This window comes from Acidithiobacillus sp. YTS05 (genome assembly GCF_024396695.1).
Lineage (GTDB): Bacteria > Pseudomonadota > Gammaproteobacteria > Acidithiobacillales > Acidithiobacillaceae > Igneacidithiobacillus > Igneacidithiobacillus copahuensis.
This window is the reverse complement of record NZ_CP094359.1, coordinates 1,977,888-1,996,076: the sequence shown is the minus strand read 5'-3', so window position 1 is coordinate 1,996,076 and position 18,189 is coordinate 1,977,888. Positions and strand designations below refer to the sequence as shown.

Below are 18,189 nucleotides of genomic sequence, written 5' to 3'. Positions count from 1 at the left end.
AGACGATGATTTTGATTCTTCGAGAGGATCTGCAGGAGAGTGCACCAGAATATCAGGCCCTGCTGCGCTATCTGGATGGTCTAGATGGTATCGAATACCGCGTGCATCGGGTGCAGGGTGCCGAACAGCTGCTCAGTGAAGTCTATCTGATTGGCAACACCAAGGCCTTGGATTTGGAGCAGATGGAATCCCTGCCCGGCGTGACCAAGGCCATTCGCGTGTCGCGTGAATACCGGGTGCTGGGGCGGCATCAGGATGACGCCCGTGCCAACGGCTTTACCTACAACGGGGTGGAATTCAGTCAGGATACCCTGCACGTTTTTGCTGGCCTCTGTGCCGTCGATACCCGCGAGCACGTCGAGCAGATGCTGCGCGCCCTGCAGGAAAATGGCCAGGTCTGCACGCGCATGGGGGCCTACAAGCCGCGCACCAGTCCTTACGCTTTTCAGGGGCATGGCAAGGACTGTTTGCCTTATGTTTTTGAGCTGGCAGGAAAATATGGCATCAAGGTGATCGCTATGGAGATCCTGCACGAGCAGCACATGGATGAGATCCGTGAGGCGCTGCGGCAAACGGGCAATCCGACCGGTGTCATGCTGCAGATTGGCACCCGCAACACGCAAAATTTCGAACTGCTGAAGGCGGTAGGTAGGCAGCAGGAATTTCCCGTCCTGCTCAAACGAGGCTTCGGAATTACCCTGGAAGAATCCCTGAATGCAGCAGAGTACTTGGCCTCGGAAGGAAACAGCCAGGTAGTCTTTGGCTTGCGTGGCATGAAGACCAACCTGGGAGATCCGCACCGCAACTTTGTCGATTTTGCACAAGTACCGGTGGTCAAGCGTCTCACGCGGATGCCTGTCTGCATCGATCCTTCGCACTCGGTAGGCAGCCGCGATGCCGGCCCCGATGGCATACCTGAGGTGTTCCATGTCACCGCGCAGGGCGTGATTGCTGGTGCCAACATGGTGTTGGTCGACTTTCATCCCGATCCCGCCACGGCCCTGGTCGACGGGCCGCAGGCGTTGCTGCTGAAGGAACTTCCCTGGTTTTTAGAGGACGTCCGCCTGGCGCGGGAGGCCTACGAGGAGCGTCGTCTGCTGGCCGGAGCGCAGCCGGAAAGCAATGGATAAAGAAGTGGCAGATGGCGAAGTTCTTTGGGAGCGTGCGGCACGGCAACTTCGGTTGCTGTTCCGCAGGAAGATCAGGCGATTCTGCGCCTGTCGGTTTGCCGGATCCGCTGCTGACAGATTGCTCTACTGGTGAATGATTTAGACTGTTTACAAATCTGGATTTTATATGCTATCGTTGCTCTGTGCTGGAAACGCACGGAACGGTTTTCCTGGGTACAACTTGAGGAGAGTGCTTTATGTCTATTCGTATCAACGACGTAGCTCCAGATTTTACGGTCGACTCCACTGCCGGTGAGTTGAATCTGCATAAGTGGATTGGCGATAGCTATGCCATCCTGTTTTCTCACCCGCGTGACTTCACGCCGGTCTGCACTACCGAATTCGGTGCCGTCGCCCAGCTGGCGCCCGAATTTGCCAAGCGCAATACCAAGGTGATGGGGGTGTCGGTGGATACCGTCGAGGAGCACAAGAAGTGGAAGCGTGACATTGAGGCAACGGCGGGAGCTCCGGCGGATTTTCCGATCATTGATGATACGTCCCTGCACGTCTCCAAGCTCTACGACATGCTCCCCGCCGAGGCGTATCTCCCCGAAAATCGTGACGCCAAGAATACCGCCACGGTGCGTACGGTGTTCATCATCGGTCCGGACAAGAAGGTGCGCCTGACCATGTCTTACCCCATGTCGGTGGGCCGGAATTTTGCGGAAATCCTTCGTGCCCTCGACGCCATCCAAGCCACTGACGGCGTTCCGCTGGCCACTCCGGCCAACTGGGTGCCCGGCCAGGACGTTATCGTCGCCCTGTCTTTGAATAACGAGCAGGCCAAGGAGAAGTTTGGCGAAATCGATATCAAGCTCCCCTACCTGCGTTTTGCCAAGGCGCCGAAGAAATAACGCGCGGCCAAGGCCTCTGAACAGCTCCCCGGTCGTTCGGCCGGGGAGCTTTTTTGCGTGTGTCTTTCAAAGTAACCACCGTTTTGCGCCGACAGCCTGGTAAAGCGGAAGGAGTTTACCGCTTCAAGCAGGTAGCAGGGCATTCGCATTGCTGGCATCGCATCAGGCGGCATGCTAGAGTAATTTGGAGATGAGTCCCGAACAATCTGACAGAAGGTAAGGCCGTGGCGGGAATGCCGGAAGCCCTGAATCAACCATGAGCCATCGTGATTTCCTCGACCTTCGTAGCATCCTTCCGGCCCGATCGGGGCTCGAACTAGGGATTTATCATCAGCTTCTCATTAACGATTTCCCAGCAGGTAGCTTCCGGAATCCAGGCGACCTCTGTGCTGATAAGGGTAGTAGCAGCATCATATTCTCTGCTGATGAAGGGGATGATGGCAGTCTTTTTCTTTTTGCAGGTTGCGACTCGGAGAAACTTCTCTTCCTGGCGCAGGAAAATATTCTTCAGAAAATCTTTGATCAGAGCCTGATATGTATCGATAGCAAAGGATTTCTTTCTAGTTTTTTTTCGGAATTTTCTGGAATTCAGCAGGAGTCCAGAGGCCTTCTCTTCGAGCAACCAAAGCTCGTCAATTGGCGCAAAAAGCGCTCTCGCAATCGGGTTCGGGTCGATGGCGAAGTTGTCGTCTTGCGCCGTTCGGGGAAGCCTCTACAGGCACGGCTCCATGACCTGAGTACTAGTGGCGCGGGGTTTCTGCTTGCCGACAATGATCTGACAATTGGCGAAATGGTCCTCTTGGAACTGCGGATTTCCATGTATCCGCTGTTTTCCAGCACTGCGTTGGTAGTGCGCAAAGAAATTCAACTCAATCAACACTTTGATTTCTTTGTTGCTGCTCATTTTTTGCTGACGCGTCCCCAACGTCAGCAATTGCTGAATACGCTGCAGACGCTAGCTGGCGATCCGGAATTTTTTTCCGGTACGGGCAAGACGATTTCCGAACTGGCCAGCAGCCCACCTTCGACTGTAGAGGAACCAAGAATGTCGGATCCCACGGAAAAATCCGATGCTGCGGAACCGTCCCCCCCTGCGGAGCCTTCCCCCGCTGCACCAGTGCCCAAACTCCAACCGGTTACCGCCATCCTGAGTTTGGCTCTGCCTTATCAACCCAACTTTCCGCGAACTGGCTCGGTCGAGGAGGGTGTTGCAGAGGAACACGTTCCAGCCGCGCCGTTAGAAAGTAACCGGCCTGATCCGTATGTTTCAGAGCTAGTGGCGGAAAAAGAACCCGAAGCGGTGGAAATGGGATGCGTCAGCGACATGGAATCGGCAGTGGTAAGTACTGAAGTCCTTCCTAGTCTTGACCCCGTTCCCCCCCAGGAGGTCCGGTCTCCGGAAGACAAGTCCTCAGAAGCGGATCTGCTGCTTGCCTCTACACCTACTGCATTGACCCAAGAAACGTCCGACTGGCGTGCCCCGATTGATACAACCTCACCCCCGGAGACCCCAATGACTGAAGAAAGTTTGCCTGCGAAATCCGAAGCCGAGCCCCGGAGTCTGAAAATTGCCGCGCTGCGCAGCGATCAGCAGCGCTGGAGTACCCGTCTGGACCTGGCGGAATTGCGTTGTAGTCAAGCGACAGTTCTTGCGGAAATGGATCGTCATGCCCAGGCTATCGAGCAATTCCAGGAAGCCCTGCAGATTTTGGATCAACTCCCGTCCAGCGACGGCAATTTGCCGCGTCTTCTGGATCTGCGCGCGCGGTGCCAGTTGGGTAGGGCCATCTCCCTCCATGCTACGGGCGATGCTTCCGCGCCAAATGCCGCTGGTCAGGCCATTACTCTGTTGGATCCCGTGTGGCGCGATGGCAAATCACAGCGGCCCCAGTTGGGCCGAGAGCTTGCGCAGGCCTACATGATTCGTGGTACCGCCCAAAATGGCTGGAGCACAGCAGAGGCCGTGGCGGATTACCAGCGTGCCCAAGAAATTCTCGATGATCTGCGTGAACGTCTGGGCCAGCAGTCGGAAACCCCGGATGTCTCACATCTACGCGCTCGGCTCGCGCTCTGTTTGGGCAGAGTCTATGAGTTGGAAGGGCAATATGAAGATTCTCTGCGTGCTCTCGACCTTGCGCAAGAGCTCAGTCGTGCGGCAGTTCAAAAGCTGCCCGAGGCAGTACGCTGGTCACCCGAGGCCACCGATGCCAATGCGGTATTGCAAAGGGCCCACGTGTTGTTTCAGTTGGGTCGCGAGGCGGAAGCCGAAACCCTCACCGAGGAGGGGCTTGCCATTTGGTCGGCGATTCAGCAAAGGTTGGGTGAGCAATTCACGGCCAGCCAGTGGAGCCAACTTGCCAGTGGTCATCTGCAGGCGGCCGAACAACTGGCGGAATTGGGTCGTTTGACGCAGGCACGCCAAGCCCTCGATCGGGCTCAGGACATCTTCAAGCGATTGAGTGACGAGATGGGAAGCTCTCTGCAGCCGGCCATGCAGCAGCGGATTGCCGCGCTCCACCTACAGGATGGGGAGACGGCGCTGAATCTGGGCGACGCGCCGCAGGCGATGAATCGTGCGCAACTAGCCATCTCGATGCTGCGCTCTCTGGAAGATCGACTGGGTCAGGCGTTTCCTCTCGAAATGCGCAATCTTCTCGGCTCTGCGCTCCTTTTTCTGGGGAAAACGCACAGCGCTGTCGGCGATCATCGCGCCGCTCTGGAAGCCATGGATCAGGCGCAAGAGGTTCTCGCAGCCTGAGCGGCCTGCCAGTTCTGCAAGTCGGGTAGCATTTTTTGCTACCCGTTGGATTTACTGGACCCTTTCTGGAGAATGTAAATTCCTACTTGACCCGCATGCCTGGCTGGGCGCCGCTGTCGGGGCTGAGGAGGAAGGGGCCGCCGGCGTCGCCGCTGGCCGCCAGTACCATCCCCTCTGACAGGCCAAAGCGCATCTTGCGCGGGGCGAGGTTGGCGACCATGACGGTCAGGCGCCCCACCAGCGTAGCCGGATCGTAGGCGCTCTTGATGCCGGCAAAGACCGAACGGGTTTGCGCTTCGCCGATATCCAGGGTGAGATGTAGGAGCTTGTCTGCTCCCTCGACGGCTTCCGCTGCGACGATGCGCGCAATCCGCAGATCGACCTTGCCGAAATCCTCGATGCCGATCGTTTCGCTCTTGGGCGCCTGCTCGGCTTTGCTGGTGGTGCTAGGCGCTGGCGGGATAGGCTGGCTGGGTTCTTGAATCAAAGAGTCCACGTGGGTTTTTTCCATGCGTTGCAACAAGTGGGAATAGGGTTCGATACCGTGCGCCAGGAGCGGCTGCTGGACGCCGTCCCAGGACAGCTCGCAGCGCAGGAAGGCGCAGGAGCGCTGCGCCAGCCGCGGCAGCACCGGACTGAGCAGGGTGATCAATAGCCGGAAGCCATTGAGGATGACCGTGCAGACGCGCTGTAAGGTGTCGCGCTGGGTATCATCCTTGGCGAGCAGCCAGGGAGCGTGCTGATCGACGTAGGCATTGAGCTGGTCGGCGATGGTCATGATCTCGCGCATGGCGCGGGCGTATTCGCGCGCCTCATAGCTGGCGGCAATCTCTTCTTGTTTGGCAGCCAATTGCGCATAAAAGGGCTGATCTTCTCCAAGACTGTCTGCCAGGTGGCCGGCAAAGTGCTTGTGGATGAAGCCTGCGGCGCGGGAGGCGAGATTGACGACCTTCCCTACCAGATCGCCATTCCCCTTCAGCAGGAAATCTTCGAGATTCAGATCGATGTCTTCGACATGGCTGTTGAGCTTGCAGGCGAAGTAATAACGCAGGAACTCCGGATCGAGCTGGTCGAGGTACTGGCGTGCGGTGATGGAGGTGCCGCGCGATTTGCTCATCTTTGCGCCATTGACGGTGAGGTGCCCGTGGGCGAAGACGCCGGTCGGTAGGCGGTGTCCGGAACCCTGCAACATGGCCGGCCAGAAGAGGGCGTGGAAGTAGATGATATCCTTGCCGATGAAGTGATAGAGCTCGGCATCCGCGCCTTGGCCCCAGAATTCGTCGAAGTTGCGGCCATGCCTGTTGCACCAATGCTGCGTGGCGGCCATGTAACCGGGCAGGGCGTCGAGCCAGACGTAAAAAAACTTGCCCGGTGCATCGGGGATGGGGATGCCGAAGTAGGGCGCGTCGCGGCTGATGTCCCAGTCGCTTAGGCCGGCGGTGAACCATTCGTCGAGCTTGTTGGCCATTTCCTCCTGCAGCGTGCCGCTGTGAATCCACTGCTGTAGAAACTCCGTAAAGTCCCCCAACTCGAAGAAATAATGTTCGGAACTGCGCCGCACCGGGGTGGCGCCAGAGACCGCCGAGCGCGCATCCAGCAGATCCGTGGGGCTGTAGGTGGCACCGCAGACTTCGCAATTATCGCCATACTGATCTGGCGCCTTGCAGCGCGGGCAGGTGCCACGAATGAAACGGTCGGGTAGAAACATCTCGGCAACCGGATCATAGGCCTGCTCGATCTCCCGCACGATGATATGCTCGTTGGCGCGCAGGGCACGGTAAAGATCCTGAGAAATCTCAAAATTTTCCGCGGCGTGAGTGCTGTGATAGAGGTCGAAGCCGATGCCGAAATCGGTAAAGTCGCGTAGGTGCTCCGCATGCATGCGCTCGATCAGCGCTTCCGGGGTGATGCCCTCCGACTGGGCACGCAGCATGATGGGCGTGCCATGGGCATCATCGGCACAGAAATAGAGGCATTCATGGCCGCGTAGGCGCTGGTAGCGCGCCCAGATGTCGGTTTGGGTGTATTCCACCAGATGGCCCAGATGCAGAGGGCCGTTGGCATAGGGTAGGGCGCTGGTGACCAGGATCTTCCGTTTCATGGGAGGCTAAATTACCTGCCTTTCCTTGCCTCGGCAATGCCACGGCAGATTCAGTGTCGTTCTGCGAGGAAGCGGATCCCTTCTAGCACCTCGTACAGATCGCGCGCGTCGTAGTCGGCGCGGACGTCGCGGTAGTCCTTGCGCCCCTGATCGGACCAGACGAGGATGGTTTTCAGCCCCGCCTCGCGGGCGCCAAAAACATCCCGGTACATGTCATTGCCGACATAAATGGCCTCGGCAGGATGTACCTGTAGGGCATGGCAAGTTTCTTTGAATAGACGGGGATCGGGCTTGCGGTAGCCATAGGCGGAAGAGATGGTCTTTACCGGGAAATATTTACGGATTTTGGTGATGCGCATTTCTGGTTTGGCAAATTCCACCTGGGCGTCGGAGACAATCCCCAATTGAAATTCACCAATAATGGCTTGTAACAGCTCCTTCGCTCCGGGATAGCGTTCGATCATGCGCCGCGACAGGGCCCGATGTAAGCGTACCAGTTCCTTGGCGAGCCGCTCGCGGCGTTTTTCGATTTCCTGTACCCGATGGTCCCCTTCGCTGGCCACGGACTCCGGGCGAAAATGCTTGGAGCCGGAACGCAGAATTTCCCGCCAGACGGCGCGGGCATCCATCTCGGGGTAGGTCTCGGCGGAATTGCGTTTCTGTTGCTTGGCGAGATCGAAATAGCGTTCGCGCAGGCTATCGGGGCGGGTATGTATGCGGTGGTAGCTCAGATAGCGGGACAGTGCCCAGTAGATTTCTCCCTGGGTTTCATCGGTTTCGATATGGATGAGGGTGCCATACAGATCGAAAAGAACGGCGCGTATACTCATGATTTATCTCCCCAGGCAAGCAATGGCCTCATGGACAAGGATGTGGGCGGTGTGATCGCCGAGATAGCTGTTGCGCGCAATGCGCAACAAGGTAAGACTCATATAAAAAGGCAGCCGTTGGGTAATGGCACGAAAGGCTGCGGGCTGCTCCGGAAAATGACGGCTGTATTCCCAGAGAAAATGACCGATGTAATTTTCCGCCACGCCGCCATCATTGTGCTGCCGCAGTGCCCAGTGTTTCAGCTCGCCAGCAATCATCCCCAGATCATAGGCGCGATCGCCGAAGTGGGAGCGCTCGAAATCGATGGCGGTCAGCTGGTGATGACCCGTCACCAGGAAGTTCGCCGGGGTAGCATCGCCATGCAGGCGCACGCAGTGGTCCGCGTACATGGCCGGATCGTCCGCCCACCGTTGACGCAGGACATAGAGGCGATCGACCTCTGACTGTTTGGCGCGGCCGCGGCGCCAGAGGCGGGCGACGATCTTGTCGAAGTAGGGAAACACCTCGCGAAAGCGTACCGCATCGCCGCGTACGTTATGGTTGTGCAGCCGCGCGAGGAAATACGCGAGGTCGGAAAGGCTATGGTACATCTCCTGATCGTCTTGGCCGGGGTGAGTGCGCGCCCAGATGCGATGCAGGGGTTCGCCCAGCACGTAACACTCAAAGAGGACATCGGCAAAAGCGGGATTGACGCCGAGCGGCTGGACCACGCGATGTTGGCCGTGACCAAGGCCATTACCATGCAACAGGGATAAGACCTGGAATTCGTGCTGCGCCGCGGCGGCATTGTCATGACCGTGATGACGCTCAAAAAATTTTCCGAGCACGCGCCGCCGATAGCGCCGATCTTCGTATAGATATACGGCGTTGGAGCCGTTGAGGGCAAAGACGCGAAAGCCCTTGCTTGGCTCGATGCCCAGCTCGGCAACAAAAATCTGGTGATACAGATAATCGTAGAGGGGATCGTTCCGCTGCAGGTGTCCCAAATAGTGCACGGCCCGCCTCCCCGTTACGATCATCGGCTTCGAGTTTAGCATGGCCGCGAGCGGGAAGCCCGCCCCGGCGGTTTTGTGGCATACTCTTGGTTTCCGCAATTCCAGGCAGGTGCTTATGTTTGCTCTTGATCTTCCGCGCCCCGATACCCTCGCCCGCCGGGCACGCTTGCTCGCACAGATCGGTGAGCGGGGTGTCCTGGTTCTCCCCACGGCGCGGGAGCAGTTGCGCAATCGGGACGTCGCTTATCCTTTTCGTCCGGATTCAGATTTTTATTATTTGACCGGTTTTGCCGAGCCGGAGGCAGTGCTGGTGCTGATACCGGGCCATGCGGATGGCGAGCAGATCCTGTTCTGTCGCAGCCGAGACCCCGAGCGGGAAACCTGGGATGGACGCCGCGCCGGCATCGAGGGCGCAAAGGAGCTTTGTCAGGTCGATCAGTGCCATCCCATTCAAGAGTTGGACGAAATCCTGCCTAAGCTGCTGGAGAATCGTGATGTGCTGCTCTATCCCATGGGGCGGGAGAGCGACTTTGACGCTCGAGTATTGCGTTGGCGGAATCAGGCGCGCTCACGCAGTCGGCAGGGGATCGGCTATCCCCTGGAACTGGTCGATGCGGCTCACTTTCTGGAGGAGATGCGTTTGCACAAGGATGCCGTCGAGCGCGAGCTAATGCGGGCGGCGGCGGGGGTGAGTGCGGCGGGGCACCGGCATGGCATGCGACAGACGCGGCCGGGGATGATGGAGTATCAGTTGCAGGCCGAAATCGAATATGTGTTTCAACGCCAGGGAGCCGCGCGCCTAGCTTACTCTAGCATTGTTGGTGGTGGAGCCAATGGCTGCATTCTGCATTATGTAGAAAATCGCGATGAACTGCGCGACGGGGATCTGGTACTGGTCGATGCGGGCGCGGAAATTGCGGGCTACGCCGGCGATATCACGCGTACCTGGCCGGTGAATGGGCGTTTTTCCGGGCCGCAACGGGACATTTACACCCTGGTGCTGGCGAGTCAGAAGGCCGCCATTGCTGCGGTGCAGGTGGGTCGGCCGGTCAGTGATTACCATGATGCCGCGGTCGAGGTATTGGTGGACGGCCTGCACGACTTGAAAATTTTGCGGGAGAGTCGCGAGGAAATCCTCGAAAAACAGCTATATCGACCGTTTTATATGCACCGCACCGGCCATTGGCTGGGTATGGATGTGCATGATGTGGGGGCGTACCGTCAGGGTACGGAGCCGAGCTGGCGCCCACTCGCGGCGGGGATGGTCTTGACGGTCGAGCCAGGACTGTACTTTGCCCCTGGTCAGAAGGGGATACCTGCAGCTTATCAAGGTATCGGTATCCGCATCGAGGACGATCTCTTCCTGGATGCGGAAGGCCCGGAGATATTGAGCGCCGGCGTGCCCAAGGAGATCGACGAGATCGAGGATCTGATGGCCGGGGGGCTGGGTTAAAACCAGCCCGTACTGGATCAGGAGTCGACCGTCTGGGGTTGCTGCTTGGGCAGAATGCGCAGCTCGGCGCGCTGGACACCAAAATTCAGAGCTTGTTGCACAGTGCTCATGAGAATGTCGGCAGCCATGTGGTAGCGCGGATTCATCACATCCCATACCACACCTTGAACGACCTGCCCGGAACCGAGCAGGATCTCGACGTGTTCGCCGCAGCGGGTACTGCCATTACTGCGGAAGAACAGGTCCGGCGAAAGCGCTACCTGATTGGGGCGGGTCGGACCACAGGCCGACATAGCCGGGTTACTGTTGGTTTGCCAGGATACGGCGTTGTAAGCCGATACCCGATGCAGGTAGATCAGCTTGTGACCGAGCATCATGGTACCATTGAGAGCAATCTTGGCGGCGTCTTGCGCCTGTAACTGTGCCTGCGTGGCTGCCAACTCTGCGCTTTGCTTGTCCATGGCCTGATGCAGCAAGGATACCGGCAAACCTGGCTGAGCCAAGGAAAGCGCATTCGGGATCACCGCTGCCAACAGGGCTACGGCAATGCCTGCACTAACTTTTTCCAACAAAACGTTCGTCTCCTTTTACCTCGAGGCCCTTTGCATGGCTCGGGTACCTGTTGGTACCTTCTCTCCAGATAATGGTTTTCGGGGAGGAGACTATCGCAAAATTATCAATAAAAATCAACGAAATATAAAATATTATAAAAAACAGTTAGTTATCGTATCTTCTTGCTGTAATTGCGATTTTCTTGCACGAGACGGACAAATCCTTGCAACAACAACAGGGGATCGTGCAGTGACTGCGAAAGTTGTGGCTGCAGGAGAACCGCATCGCCACCGGTCAGAAAGATCCTGCCGTCGGGCCATTCCTGCTGAAAGCCAGCGATGGCTTGGCGAATGGCCGCGAGGGTGCCATACCAGACCCCTGACTGCATGCCGCCAATAGTATCGTTTGCCAGGAGTTCCGGGTGTGCCAACGGACTCGTTCGCGGCAGCCGGGCAGTGCTCCGCTGTAGGCAATCCAGTTGGCTTTGCAGGCCGGGGAGGATCTGCCCACCGAGAAAGCGACCGTGCGCCAGGATATCCATGGTGATGGCAGTACCGGCATCGATGACCAGTGCTGCACCCCCCGCCACTTGCTGCCAGGCGCCGATGAGGCAACAGCGGCGATCGAAGCCGAGAGACTGGGGCGGCTGGTAGGCGTTGGGCAGGAGCTGGTGAAAGATTTCCGGGTTCCAGACTGGCAGATGACAATCCTGGAGTTCCCTCTGCCATGCTTCCTGTACCTCAGGCACGACGCCGCCCAAGAAAATTTCTTCGCTTGCCCACCAGTCTGCCCATGGCGGGGGCAGTTCGGAACGAATCTGAGCAGGACTGTGCGTGCTGGCAAAGCGTCCGATAGTAAAGCTCCTGCCGCCATCATCGGTATGGGCGAGGAGGGTGCGAGTGTTGCCGATACTGATGAGGATCATGGGTGGAGGCGGATTTCGCCGGCATGGACGATGCGTTGCTGGGTGCCATCGTCGATACACAGACGACCGTCGTCCTGGATATCGAGCACCTGGCAGGTTTTCCGCTCGCCGCCCAGCGTAAACTCTACCTGCTTGCCGCGTAGGCGATCCGCCTCCCGCCAGCGCTGGCGAAAGGGCGCGAAAGCGCTGCGTTCCAGCTGCGCGAAATCGACGCGCCACTGCTGGGTGATCGCCAACAGCAATTCCAGTCGGGTCATTCTGCAGCCAGCCTCGCACAGACTGATTGCCGTGGCGGGCAAGTCAGGATCAGCAAGGACGTTGAGACCGAGGCCGAGCACCCAGCGCTGGCCTTCCGCGCCGTGCCGCCCTTCAAGGAGCAGACCGGCGACCTTGCGCTGTCCAATCCACAGATCGTTGGGCCATTTGAGCCATAGTGCGGGTATCTGCTCCCGCAAAACCTGATAGACCCCGAGGCCGGCAACCACAGGCAATACCTGCGCATAGGCGGCAGAAATTTCCACAACCAGGCTGCAATAGAGATGTTTGCCGAAGCTGGAATGCCAGTGGCGCCCGCGCTGGCCATGACCGGACCACTGCGCTTCGGCGAGTCCGAGGCGCAGGTGGCTCTCTGCCAGCAGGCGGGTATTGCTGGAGTCGCAAAGTGGCCAGATGCCAATTTCCTCTTCCCCCAGCTGCAGGGCACTGGCTAAGGCCGGGAGATCCCAAGCCCGCTCCGGATGCTCGAGTTGCCAGGAGCTATTGCCGGCGATGAGGGGAATGCCCCAGCGTCGCGCTTCTTGCTCTCGCTGCTCGTCGCCAGGCTGACGGGCGACGCGGTGTCCCATGTAGCTCTGCCGCAGGAGCGCGAGAAATTCTCCGCTCGGGGCTTCAGGAGCGGATATGACCGTCCCCCAGGACAATCCATTTCTGCAGGGTCAGTCCCTCCAAACCCACCGGGCCGCGCACATGCAGGCGATTGGTGGAAATGCCGATCTCTGCTCCCAGGCCATATTCAAAGCCATCAGCGAAGCGAGTGGAGGCATTCACCATGACCGAACTGGAATCGACTTCGCGCAAAAAACGCCGCGCATGGCTGTAATTTTCGGTGATGATGCTTTCGGTATGCTGCGAGCTGTAGGTGTTGATATGCTCGATGGCAGCATCCAGGCTATCGACAATTTTCAGGGAAAGGATGGCCGCCAGATACTCGGTGCTGTAGTCCTCGTCCGTGGCGGCAACGGCCCCGGGAATGAGGGGCAAAGCCTCCGGACAGGCACGGATTTCGATCCCTCTCTCCTGTAGTGCACTGGCAATGGGTAGCAGGAGATCGCCAACCCGATCCCGGTGAATGAGCAGGCTTTCCGCGGTATTACAGGTACCCAGACGCTGGGTCTTGGCATTGACGACCACCTGCAGAGCCTTCTGGCGGTCGGCGTCCTGGTCGACGTAGACATGACAATTGCCATCGAGGTGCATGATCACCGGCACCGTCGCTTCGTCGCGGATACGGGCGAGCAGCCCCTTGCCGCCGCGGGGAATCACCACATCCACGAAGGTATCCATGCGAATCAGGGCACCGACGGCCTCCCGATCGGCCGTGTGTACGTATTGAACGAGGTCCAGGGGCAGGCCGGACTTGCCGAGGGCCGCGCGCAGTCGCTCGGCAATGGCCATGTTGCTGTTCAGGGACTCAGAGCCCCCGCGCAGAATGACGGCGTTACCCGATTTGACACAGAGTCCGGCGGCATCGGCGGTGACGTTGGGACGGGATTCGTAGATCATGGCGATGACCCCGAGCGGCATGCGCATGTGCCCCACCTGAATGCCGCTGGGCCGCATCTTCAGATCGGTGATTTCGCCCACTGGATCGGGCAGGGCGGCGATCTCCTCCAAACCCTGAGCCATGGCTTCGATCCGCTTCTCATCGAGACGCAGGCGATCAATGAAGGCTTCGTCGCGACCGGCCTGTTCGGCGTTACGCAGATCCTTGCGGTTGGCGCGCTGCAGGTCATCGGCATCACGGCGCAAAAACGCTGCCATTTGCCGCAGGGCGTCATTCTTCCGCCCAGGCTCCAGGGCCAGTGCGCGCCGTTGCGCCTGGCGGGCACGCTGGCCGGTGTTCTGCATCAAGCTTTGTAGGTCTTCGGACATTTTCGCTCCTGGTTTGGGGCGAGATCATGGCGGTGCCCACTGGATGGGCGCGGCGATGATGTCGCGGGTGAATGGATACTTTATTGTGCCGGGACTTTGCTGTTCTGGCAAAACTGCAGAGCGAGATCCGCCAGTGCGGGCCAGAGCGGGCGGGCGTCTTGCCCCTTGATGCGGGCATCGATTTCCTGACATTGAAAGAGGGCCTGACGCAGGCGTTGCCGTGGCAGGCGGCGGGCGGCCCGCTGCAAGCGTTCGCTGCGCGGCGGAAAGAGTCGTTCGCGGCGCAGAATCTCGGCAGTATTGCCTTCCTGTAGTTGCAGGAGGAGGATGAGGTCGCGGTGCAGGGTCCACAGGATCAGGACCGGCTCGGCTTCTGCATCCCGCAGCCGCCCGAGACTATGCAACACCGCATGCGGATTGCCCTGCAGGACGGCATCACTGAGATCGAAAACGGAAAACTGGCTGTTGTCGCCCAGCAGATCGGGCAGATCCACCGCCTCCAGGCGCTGGCCTGGGTACAGCTCTGCCCAGCGACGAATGGCCTGATCGGCAGCACTCACGTTCCCCAGGCTGCGTTCTGCGAGCAGGGCTATAGCCTCCCGGCTGGCATCGACCTGTGCCCGCCGCAGCCGTTCTTCGACCCAACGCGGCCAGTCGCTTGCTTCCGGCGGGTAGAGGATCAACAGGCCCAGGGTTTCACTCTGGTCGAGGGTTTGAAACCATTTGAGTTTCTGAATGGCAGCGTCAGGCCGGGTACCGGTGAGGAGCAAACGGGTATCCTGCGGCGGGCGCGCCAACCAGAATTCGAGGGCGGCGAGGGGATCTTTGCCCAGGCGTAGATCAGAGAGCCGCAGCAAAAGGATGCGCGGCTCGGGAAAGAGGGACAGGGCATCGCGTTCTTCGCGCAGGATTGGCCACGGGTTATCTTGTGGCAAGCGCTGCAGGCGCAGAAACCCTTCCTGCTGCCAACGCTTGCGTACCTGCGTTTCGGCTTCGGCCAATAGGAAAGGTTCATCGGAAAACAAGGCGTAGGCGAGGACCTTGCCGCGTGCCAGCGCCGTGGGCCAGTCGCGCGCCTTGATGCGCATCAGCGTAGCGCTGGCGCGAGCAATACGCGGCGCAGTACGACCCTTGCAGCCTCGGCGAAGAGCTGCTGCTGACTCTCGATCTGTTGCTCGTTGGTGGCGAGGGGACTGCCGCTGTTGTAGGTAAAGCTCTGCTCGACCAAGAGCGGTTCCGCCGGCAGCAGGATCTTCTTGCCGCGCTGCACCCAGACGCTGCCGCGCAGGGTATTGAGGAACTCCAAGGCGGCACCCGTGCTGGGGCTGATGCTGATGGCCCGTTGGTTGAGGGAGATATTGTCGAGCCGCAGCACGGGACCATCTGCACGGGCAACGTTGCCATCGCGTTCCAGGGCCCTCTCGACTGCCTGGGCGAGCTGCCCGCCAGCCGGGCCGCTGGCTTCGACGCGCAGGCCCCGGAGTCTGACGGGGATCGTGCTGCCGCCGGGCAGATGGAATCCACAGCCGCCAAGCAGGGAAAGGCTGCCGAGAGCGATCAGAAATTGTCGGCGCTGCATCAGGCCACCACGATATTGATCAGGCGACCCGGTACGACAATGACCTTGCGCACGGTCTTTCCTTCCAGATGTCGCGCCATCTCTGGATGGACGAGGACGGCGGACTCCAGCTCTTGGGGGGGACTCGCGGCAGGAAAATCGAGACGCTCCCGCAGCTTACCATTGACCTGGATGACGAGGGTGACGGTGTCGCTGTGCAGGGCTTCGGGATCCGCCTCGGGCCACGGATGGTTGAGAATGGCCTTGCTATCGCCGATCTTGTCCCAGAGTGCCTCGCTGAGATGCGGTGCAAAGGGACTGAGCAGGAGCAACAGGGCACGTAGCCCTTCTCCCAGCACGGCGTGCTCGTCGCTGCCCGGCGTTGCCTCGGCCTTGGCGAGCTGGTTGCTGAGCTCCATGCAAGCAGCGATCGCCACATTGAAATGCTGGCGATCTTCCATGTTGAGGGTGACGCGCTCGATGCACTGGTGCACGGCGCGGCGCAGGTCGCGGGCAGTATCACGCAGTGCTTGCGGCAGGGGTGGCACGGGTCCGTGATAGTCCTGCACCAGACGCCAGATCCGTTGCAGAAAGCGGTAAGCCCCTTCGACGGCACTGTCCGACCACTCCAGCGACTGCTCGGGCGGGGCGGCAAAGAGGATGAAGAGACGCGCGGTATCCGCACCATAGCGATCCAGAATTGCCTGGGGATCGACGGTATTGCCCTTGGACTTGCTCATCTTGCTGCCGTCTTTCAAGACCATGCCTTGGGTGAGAAGGCGACGGAAGGGCTCGTCGTGTTTGCCATCGTTAGGCAGGAGTCCGACATCCCGCAGCAGACGATTGAAGAAACGGGCATAGAGTAGATGGAGTACCGCATGCTCTACGCCGCCCACGTACTGGTCCACCGGGAGCCAATCGGTGGCGCGGCTATCGAGCATCTGCGTGGCATCGGGACAGGCAAAGCGGGCGTAGTACCAGGAACTCTCGACGAAGGTATCCATGGTATCCGTTTCGCGCTGTGCCGCCGCTCCACACTGCGGGCAATCGACCTGCAGAAATTCCGGATCGTCCAGTAACGGCGAACGCGGATCGTGCAGTTGATAATGGGTGGGTAGCACGACGGGCAGATCGGCTTCCGGCACCGGTACGACGCCACAGTGTGGGCAATGGATCATGGGAATGGGATTGCCCCAGTAGCGCTGCCGCGAGATACCCCAATCGCGCAGGCGATAATTGATAGTTTTCTTGCCCAGATCTTTGGCCGCCAGGGCCTCGGTGATGGCCGTCTTCGCCGTCTGGCTGTCGAGGCCATCAAAGTTTGCCGAATGGACAAGGCAGCCGGGCGTGGTGAGCGCGGCTTGCGGATCCGCAGCACTCTCGCGTTCCTCCTGCTCTGCGCGAATGACGATGCGAATCGGCAGCTCATACTTGCGGGCAAATTCAAAGTCGCGCTGGTCGTGGGCGGGGACGCTCATCACCGCACCCTCGCCGTAGCCCAAGAGGACGAAATTGGCGGCCCAAACCGGCAGCAGCTCGTCGGTGAGGGGGTGACGCACCTGGATTCCCAGGGGCACGCCTTCCTTCTCCTGCGATTCCATGGTCGCTTCTGATACCGCCACATGCTTGCAGCGCTCGATGAAGTGGGCGATCTCGCCACTGCTTTCCGCGGCCTGCAGTGCCAATGGGTGTTCAGCGGCCACCGCCAGATAGGTGGCGCCAAACAAGGTATCCGGACGGGTACTGAAAACCTTGATCACCCCGCTACCGTCGGCGAGGGGGAAATGGATTTCCGCCCCCTCCGAGCGACCGATCCAATTGCGCTGCATAGTGAGTACTTGGTCGGGCCACTGCCCCTGTAGGGTATCCAGCCCGTCCAGCAACTCGTCGGCGTACGCACTGATGCGCAGGAACCACTGGCGAATCTCGCGGCGCTCTACTAATGCGCCAGAACGCCAGCCGCGGCCATCAACCACCTGCTCGTTGGCGAGCACGGTCTGATCCACGGGGTCCCAATTTACGGTACTCAGCTTTTGGTAGACCAGGCCTTTTTTCCACAATTGCAAAAATAGCCACTGCTCCCAGCGATAGTAATCGGGAGTGCAGGTGGCAATTTCCCGCGACCAGTCATAGGAAAGCCCCAGACGCTTGAGTTGCCCGCGCATGTGCTCGATGTTGGAAAAGGTCCAGTCTGCTGGTGCAGAGCCGTTCTTGAGTGCCGCGTTTTCCGCGGGCAGCCCGAAGGCATCCCAACCCATGGGGTGCAAGACCGTTTTGCCGCGCATGCGCTGGTAGCGAGCGATGGCATCAACAATGCTGTAGTTGCGCACATGCCCCATGTGCAACTGCCCGGAGGGGTAGGGAAACATGGCGAGGGCGTAGTATTTCTCGCCCTCGGGATGGTTCGGGGCGCGGAAGGCGTTCTCGCGCTCCCAGCGCTGTTGAATGGTGCTTTCCAGACTTTGCGGTTGATAAGAATTTTCGCTCATGAGTTGACTTGCAAGGGAATGAAAATTTCGTTTTTGGGGCGCGGACGGTAGAGCATCAGGATCCGCCCGACTCGGCCAATAGCCTCTGCACGGGATCCATCGACCAGTTTTGCGATATAGTCGTCACGCTCCTCCTTGTCGAGAGCGGGCAGGCGCACTTTGAGCAATTCGTGATCAAAGAGCGCACGGTCCAGTTCTGCTAGCAGGGATGGGGTGACGCCCTGGGCGCCGACCATGATGATGGGCTTGAGGTGATGCGCACGGGCGCGCAGTTCTTGTCGGGCTTTGCTGTCCAGCATGCTATGCTCTGGTGTCCGGTCGGAAAGACCAGAAGTGTACGGTTCGCCGCTGGT

General features: G+C 59.4%; 16 protein-coding genes. 4 read left to right on the top strand and 12 right to left on the bottom strand.

The window, feature by feature from the left end; genetic code table 11:
• The first annotated feature begins 5 nt into the window (after nt 1–5).
• Entirely contained in the window at nt 6–1,130 is a 1,125-nt protein-coding gene (locus MQE22_RS09815; protein WP_215871317.1) for a 3-deoxy-7-phosphoheptulonate synthase, read from the top strand.
• A 236-nt stretch (nt 1,131–1,366) separates the two neighbouring features.
• Nucleotides 1,367–2,023 carry a peroxiredoxin gene (locus MQE22_RS09810; protein WP_215871318.1) on the top strand — a complete coding sequence of 219 codons (657 nt, stop codon included), beginning with the start codon at nt 1,367–1,369 and terminating at the stop codon, nt 2,021–2,023.
• Between the two features lie 316 nt (nt 2,024–2,339).
• On the opposite strand, the gene MQE22_RS09805 is transcribed toward MQE22_RS09810, so the two are convergent.
• Nucleotides 2,340–2,645, bottom strand: coding sequence for a hypothetical protein (locus tag MQE22_RS09805; protein ID WP_226827132.1), 306 nt, complete (start codon nt 2,643–2,645; stop codon nt 2,340–2,342).
• On the opposite strand from MQE22_RS09805, the gene MQE22_RS09800 reads away from it, so the two are divergent.
• On the top strand, nt 2,526–4,781 hold the full coding sequence (locus MQE22_RS09800) for a PilZ domain-containing protein (protein ID WP_255790289.1): 2,256 nt from the start codon (nt 2,526–2,528) through the stop codon (nt 4,779–4,781). The two genes, MQE22_RS09805 and MQE22_RS09800, sit on opposite strands and share 120 nt — an antisense overlap.
• Nucleotides 4,782–4,863: 82 nt before the next feature.
• On the opposite strand, the gene metG is transcribed toward MQE22_RS09800, so the two are convergent.
• Genes metG through MQE22_RS09785 form a run of 3 tightly spaced genes read right to left on the bottom strand, consistent with a single transcriptional unit; the run spans nt 4,864 to nt 8,708 of the window.
• Entirely contained in the window at nt 4,864–6,882 is a 2,019-nt protein-coding gene (gene metG, locus MQE22_RS09795) for a methionine--tRNA ligase (RefSeq protein ID WP_215871320.1), read from the bottom strand.
• Between the two features lie 50 nt (nt 6,883–6,932).
• Nucleotides 6,933–7,712, bottom strand: a complete 780-nt coding sequence (locus MQE22_RS09790) for an HAD family hydrolase (RefSeq protein WP_215871321.1) — start codon at nt 7,710–7,712, stop codon at nt 6,933–6,935.
• 3 nt (nt 7,713–7,715) lie between these two features.
• Nucleotides 7,716–8,708 carry an aminoglycoside phosphotransferase family protein gene (locus MQE22_RS09785; RefSeq protein ID WP_215871322.1) on the bottom strand — a complete coding sequence of 331 codons (993 nt, stop codon included), beginning with the start codon at nt 8,706–8,708 and terminating at the stop codon, nt 7,716–7,718.
• A 115-nt stretch (nt 8,709–8,823) separates the two neighbouring features.
• On the opposite strand from MQE22_RS09785, the gene MQE22_RS09780 reads away from it, so the two are divergent.
• Nucleotides 8,824–10,161 (top strand): aminopeptidase P N-terminal domain-containing protein, encoded by a 1,338-nt coding sequence (locus MQE22_RS09780; RefSeq protein WP_215871323.1) that lies wholly within the window; start codon nt 8,824–8,826, stop codon nt 10,159–10,161.
• A gap of 17 nt (nt 10,162–10,178) precedes the next feature.
• Here the strand turns inward: MQE22_RS09780 and MQE22_RS09775 are convergent, their stop codons facing one another.
• The 8 genes from MQE22_RS09775 to yhbY all read right to left on the bottom strand — a co-directional run bounded on the left by MQE22_RS09775 (nt 10,179) and on the right by yhbY (nt 18,135).
• Nucleotides 10,179–10,733 carry an RlpA-like double-psi beta-barrel domain-containing protein gene (locus tag MQE22_RS09775; protein ID WP_215871324.1) on the bottom strand — a complete coding sequence of 185 codons (555 nt, stop codon included), beginning with the start codon at nt 10,731–10,733 and terminating at the stop codon, nt 10,179–10,181.
• 149 nt (nt 10,734–10,882) lie between these two features.
• Nucleotides 10,883–11,638, bottom strand: a complete 756-nt coding sequence (locus MQE22_RS09770; RefSeq protein WP_215871325.1) for a type III pantothenate kinase — start codon at nt 11,636–11,638, stop codon at nt 10,883–10,885.
• Nucleotides 11,635–12,483, bottom strand: a complete 849-nt coding sequence (locus MQE22_RS09765) for a biotin--[acetyl-CoA-carboxylase] ligase (protein WP_215871326.1) — start codon at nt 12,481–12,483, stop codon at nt 11,635–11,637. The genes MQE22_RS09770 and MQE22_RS09765 overlap by 4 nt, the downstream gene beginning before the upstream one ends.
• Before the next feature lie 43 nt (nt 12,484–12,526).
• Entirely contained in the window at nt 12,527–13,789 is a 1,263-nt protein-coding gene (locus MQE22_RS09760; protein WP_215871327.1) for a glutamate-5-semialdehyde dehydrogenase, read from the bottom strand.
• 80 nt (nt 13,790–13,869) lie between these two features.
• The gene (gene holA, locus MQE22_RS09755) at nt 13,870–14,877 is read right to left on the bottom strand and encodes a DNA polymerase III subunit delta (protein WP_215871328.1); all 1,008 of its coding nucleotides are present in this window, start codon (nt 14,875–14,877) and stop codon (nt 13,870–13,872) included.
• Complete coding sequence (locus MQE22_RS09750) at nt 14,877–15,368, bottom strand: LPS-assembly lipoprotein LptE (RefSeq protein WP_215871329.1); 492 nt, start codon at nt 15,366–15,368, stop codon at nt 14,877–14,879. Before MQE22_RS09750 ends, holA begins: the two co-directional genes overlap by 1 nt.
• The gene (gene leuS, locus MQE22_RS09745; protein WP_215871330.1) at nt 15,368–17,836 is read right to left on the bottom strand and encodes a leucine--tRNA ligase; all 2,469 of its coding nucleotides are present in this window, start codon (nt 17,834–17,836) and stop codon (nt 15,368–15,370) included. Before leuS ends, MQE22_RS09750 begins: the two co-directional genes overlap by 1 nt.
• Nucleotides 17,833–18,135, bottom strand: a complete 303-nt coding sequence (gene yhbY / locus MQE22_RS09740) for a ribosome assembly RNA-binding protein YhbY (RefSeq protein ID WP_215871331.1) — start codon at nt 18,133–18,135, stop codon at nt 17,833–17,835. Before yhbY ends, leuS begins: the two co-directional genes overlap by 4 nt.
• Between the last annotated feature and the right edge of the window lie 54 nt (nt 18,136–18,189).

Excerpts from the sequence above, each read along its gene's own strand:
- MQE22_RS09815 (WP_215871317.1), top strand. The coding sequence starts at position 6 with ATGATTTTGATTCTTCGAGAGGATCTGCAGGAGAGTGCACCAGAATAT.
- MQE22_RS09810 (WP_215871318.1), top strand. The coding sequence starts at position 1,367 with ATGTCTATTCGTATCAACGACGTAGCTCCAGATTTTACGGTCGACTCC.
- metG (WP_215871320.1), bottom strand. The coding sequence starts at position 6,882 with ATGAAACGGAAGATCCTGGTCACCAGCGCCCTACCCTATGCCAACGGC.
- MQE22_RS09790 (WP_215871321.1), bottom strand. The coding sequence starts at position 7,712 with ATGAGTATACGCGCCGTTCTTTTCGATCTGTATGGCACCCTCATCCAT.
- MQE22_RS09780 (WP_215871323.1), top strand. The coding sequence starts at position 8,824 with ATGTTTGCTCTTGATCTTCCGCGCCCCGATACCCTCGCCCGCCGGGCA.
- MQE22_RS09770 (WP_215871325.1), bottom strand. The coding sequence starts at position 11,638 with ATGATCCTCATCAGTATCGGCAACACTCGCACCCTCCTCGCCCATACC.
- MQE22_RS09765 (WP_215871326.1), bottom strand. The coding sequence starts at position 12,483 with ATGGGACACCGCGTCGCCCGTCAGCCTGGCGACGAGCAGCGAGAGCAA.
- MQE22_RS09760 (WP_215871327.1), bottom strand. The coding sequence starts at position 13,789 with ATGTCCGAAGACCTACAAAGCTTGATGCAGAACACCGGCCAGCGTGCC.
- holA (WP_215871328.1), bottom strand. The coding sequence starts at position 14,877 with ATGCGCATCAAGGCGCGCGACTGGCCCACGGCGCTGGCACGCGGCAAG.
- MQE22_RS09750 (WP_215871329.1), bottom strand. The coding sequence starts at position 15,368 with ATGCAGCGCCGACAATTTCTGATCGCTCTCGGCAGCCTTTCCCTGCTT.
- leuS (WP_215871330.1), bottom strand. The coding sequence starts at position 17,836 with ATGAGCGAAAATTCTTATCAACCGCAAAGTCTGGAAAGCACCATTCAA.
- yhbY (WP_215871331.1), bottom strand. The coding sequence starts at position 18,135 with ATGCTGGACAGCAAAGCCCGACAAGAACTGCGCGCCCGTGCGCATCAC.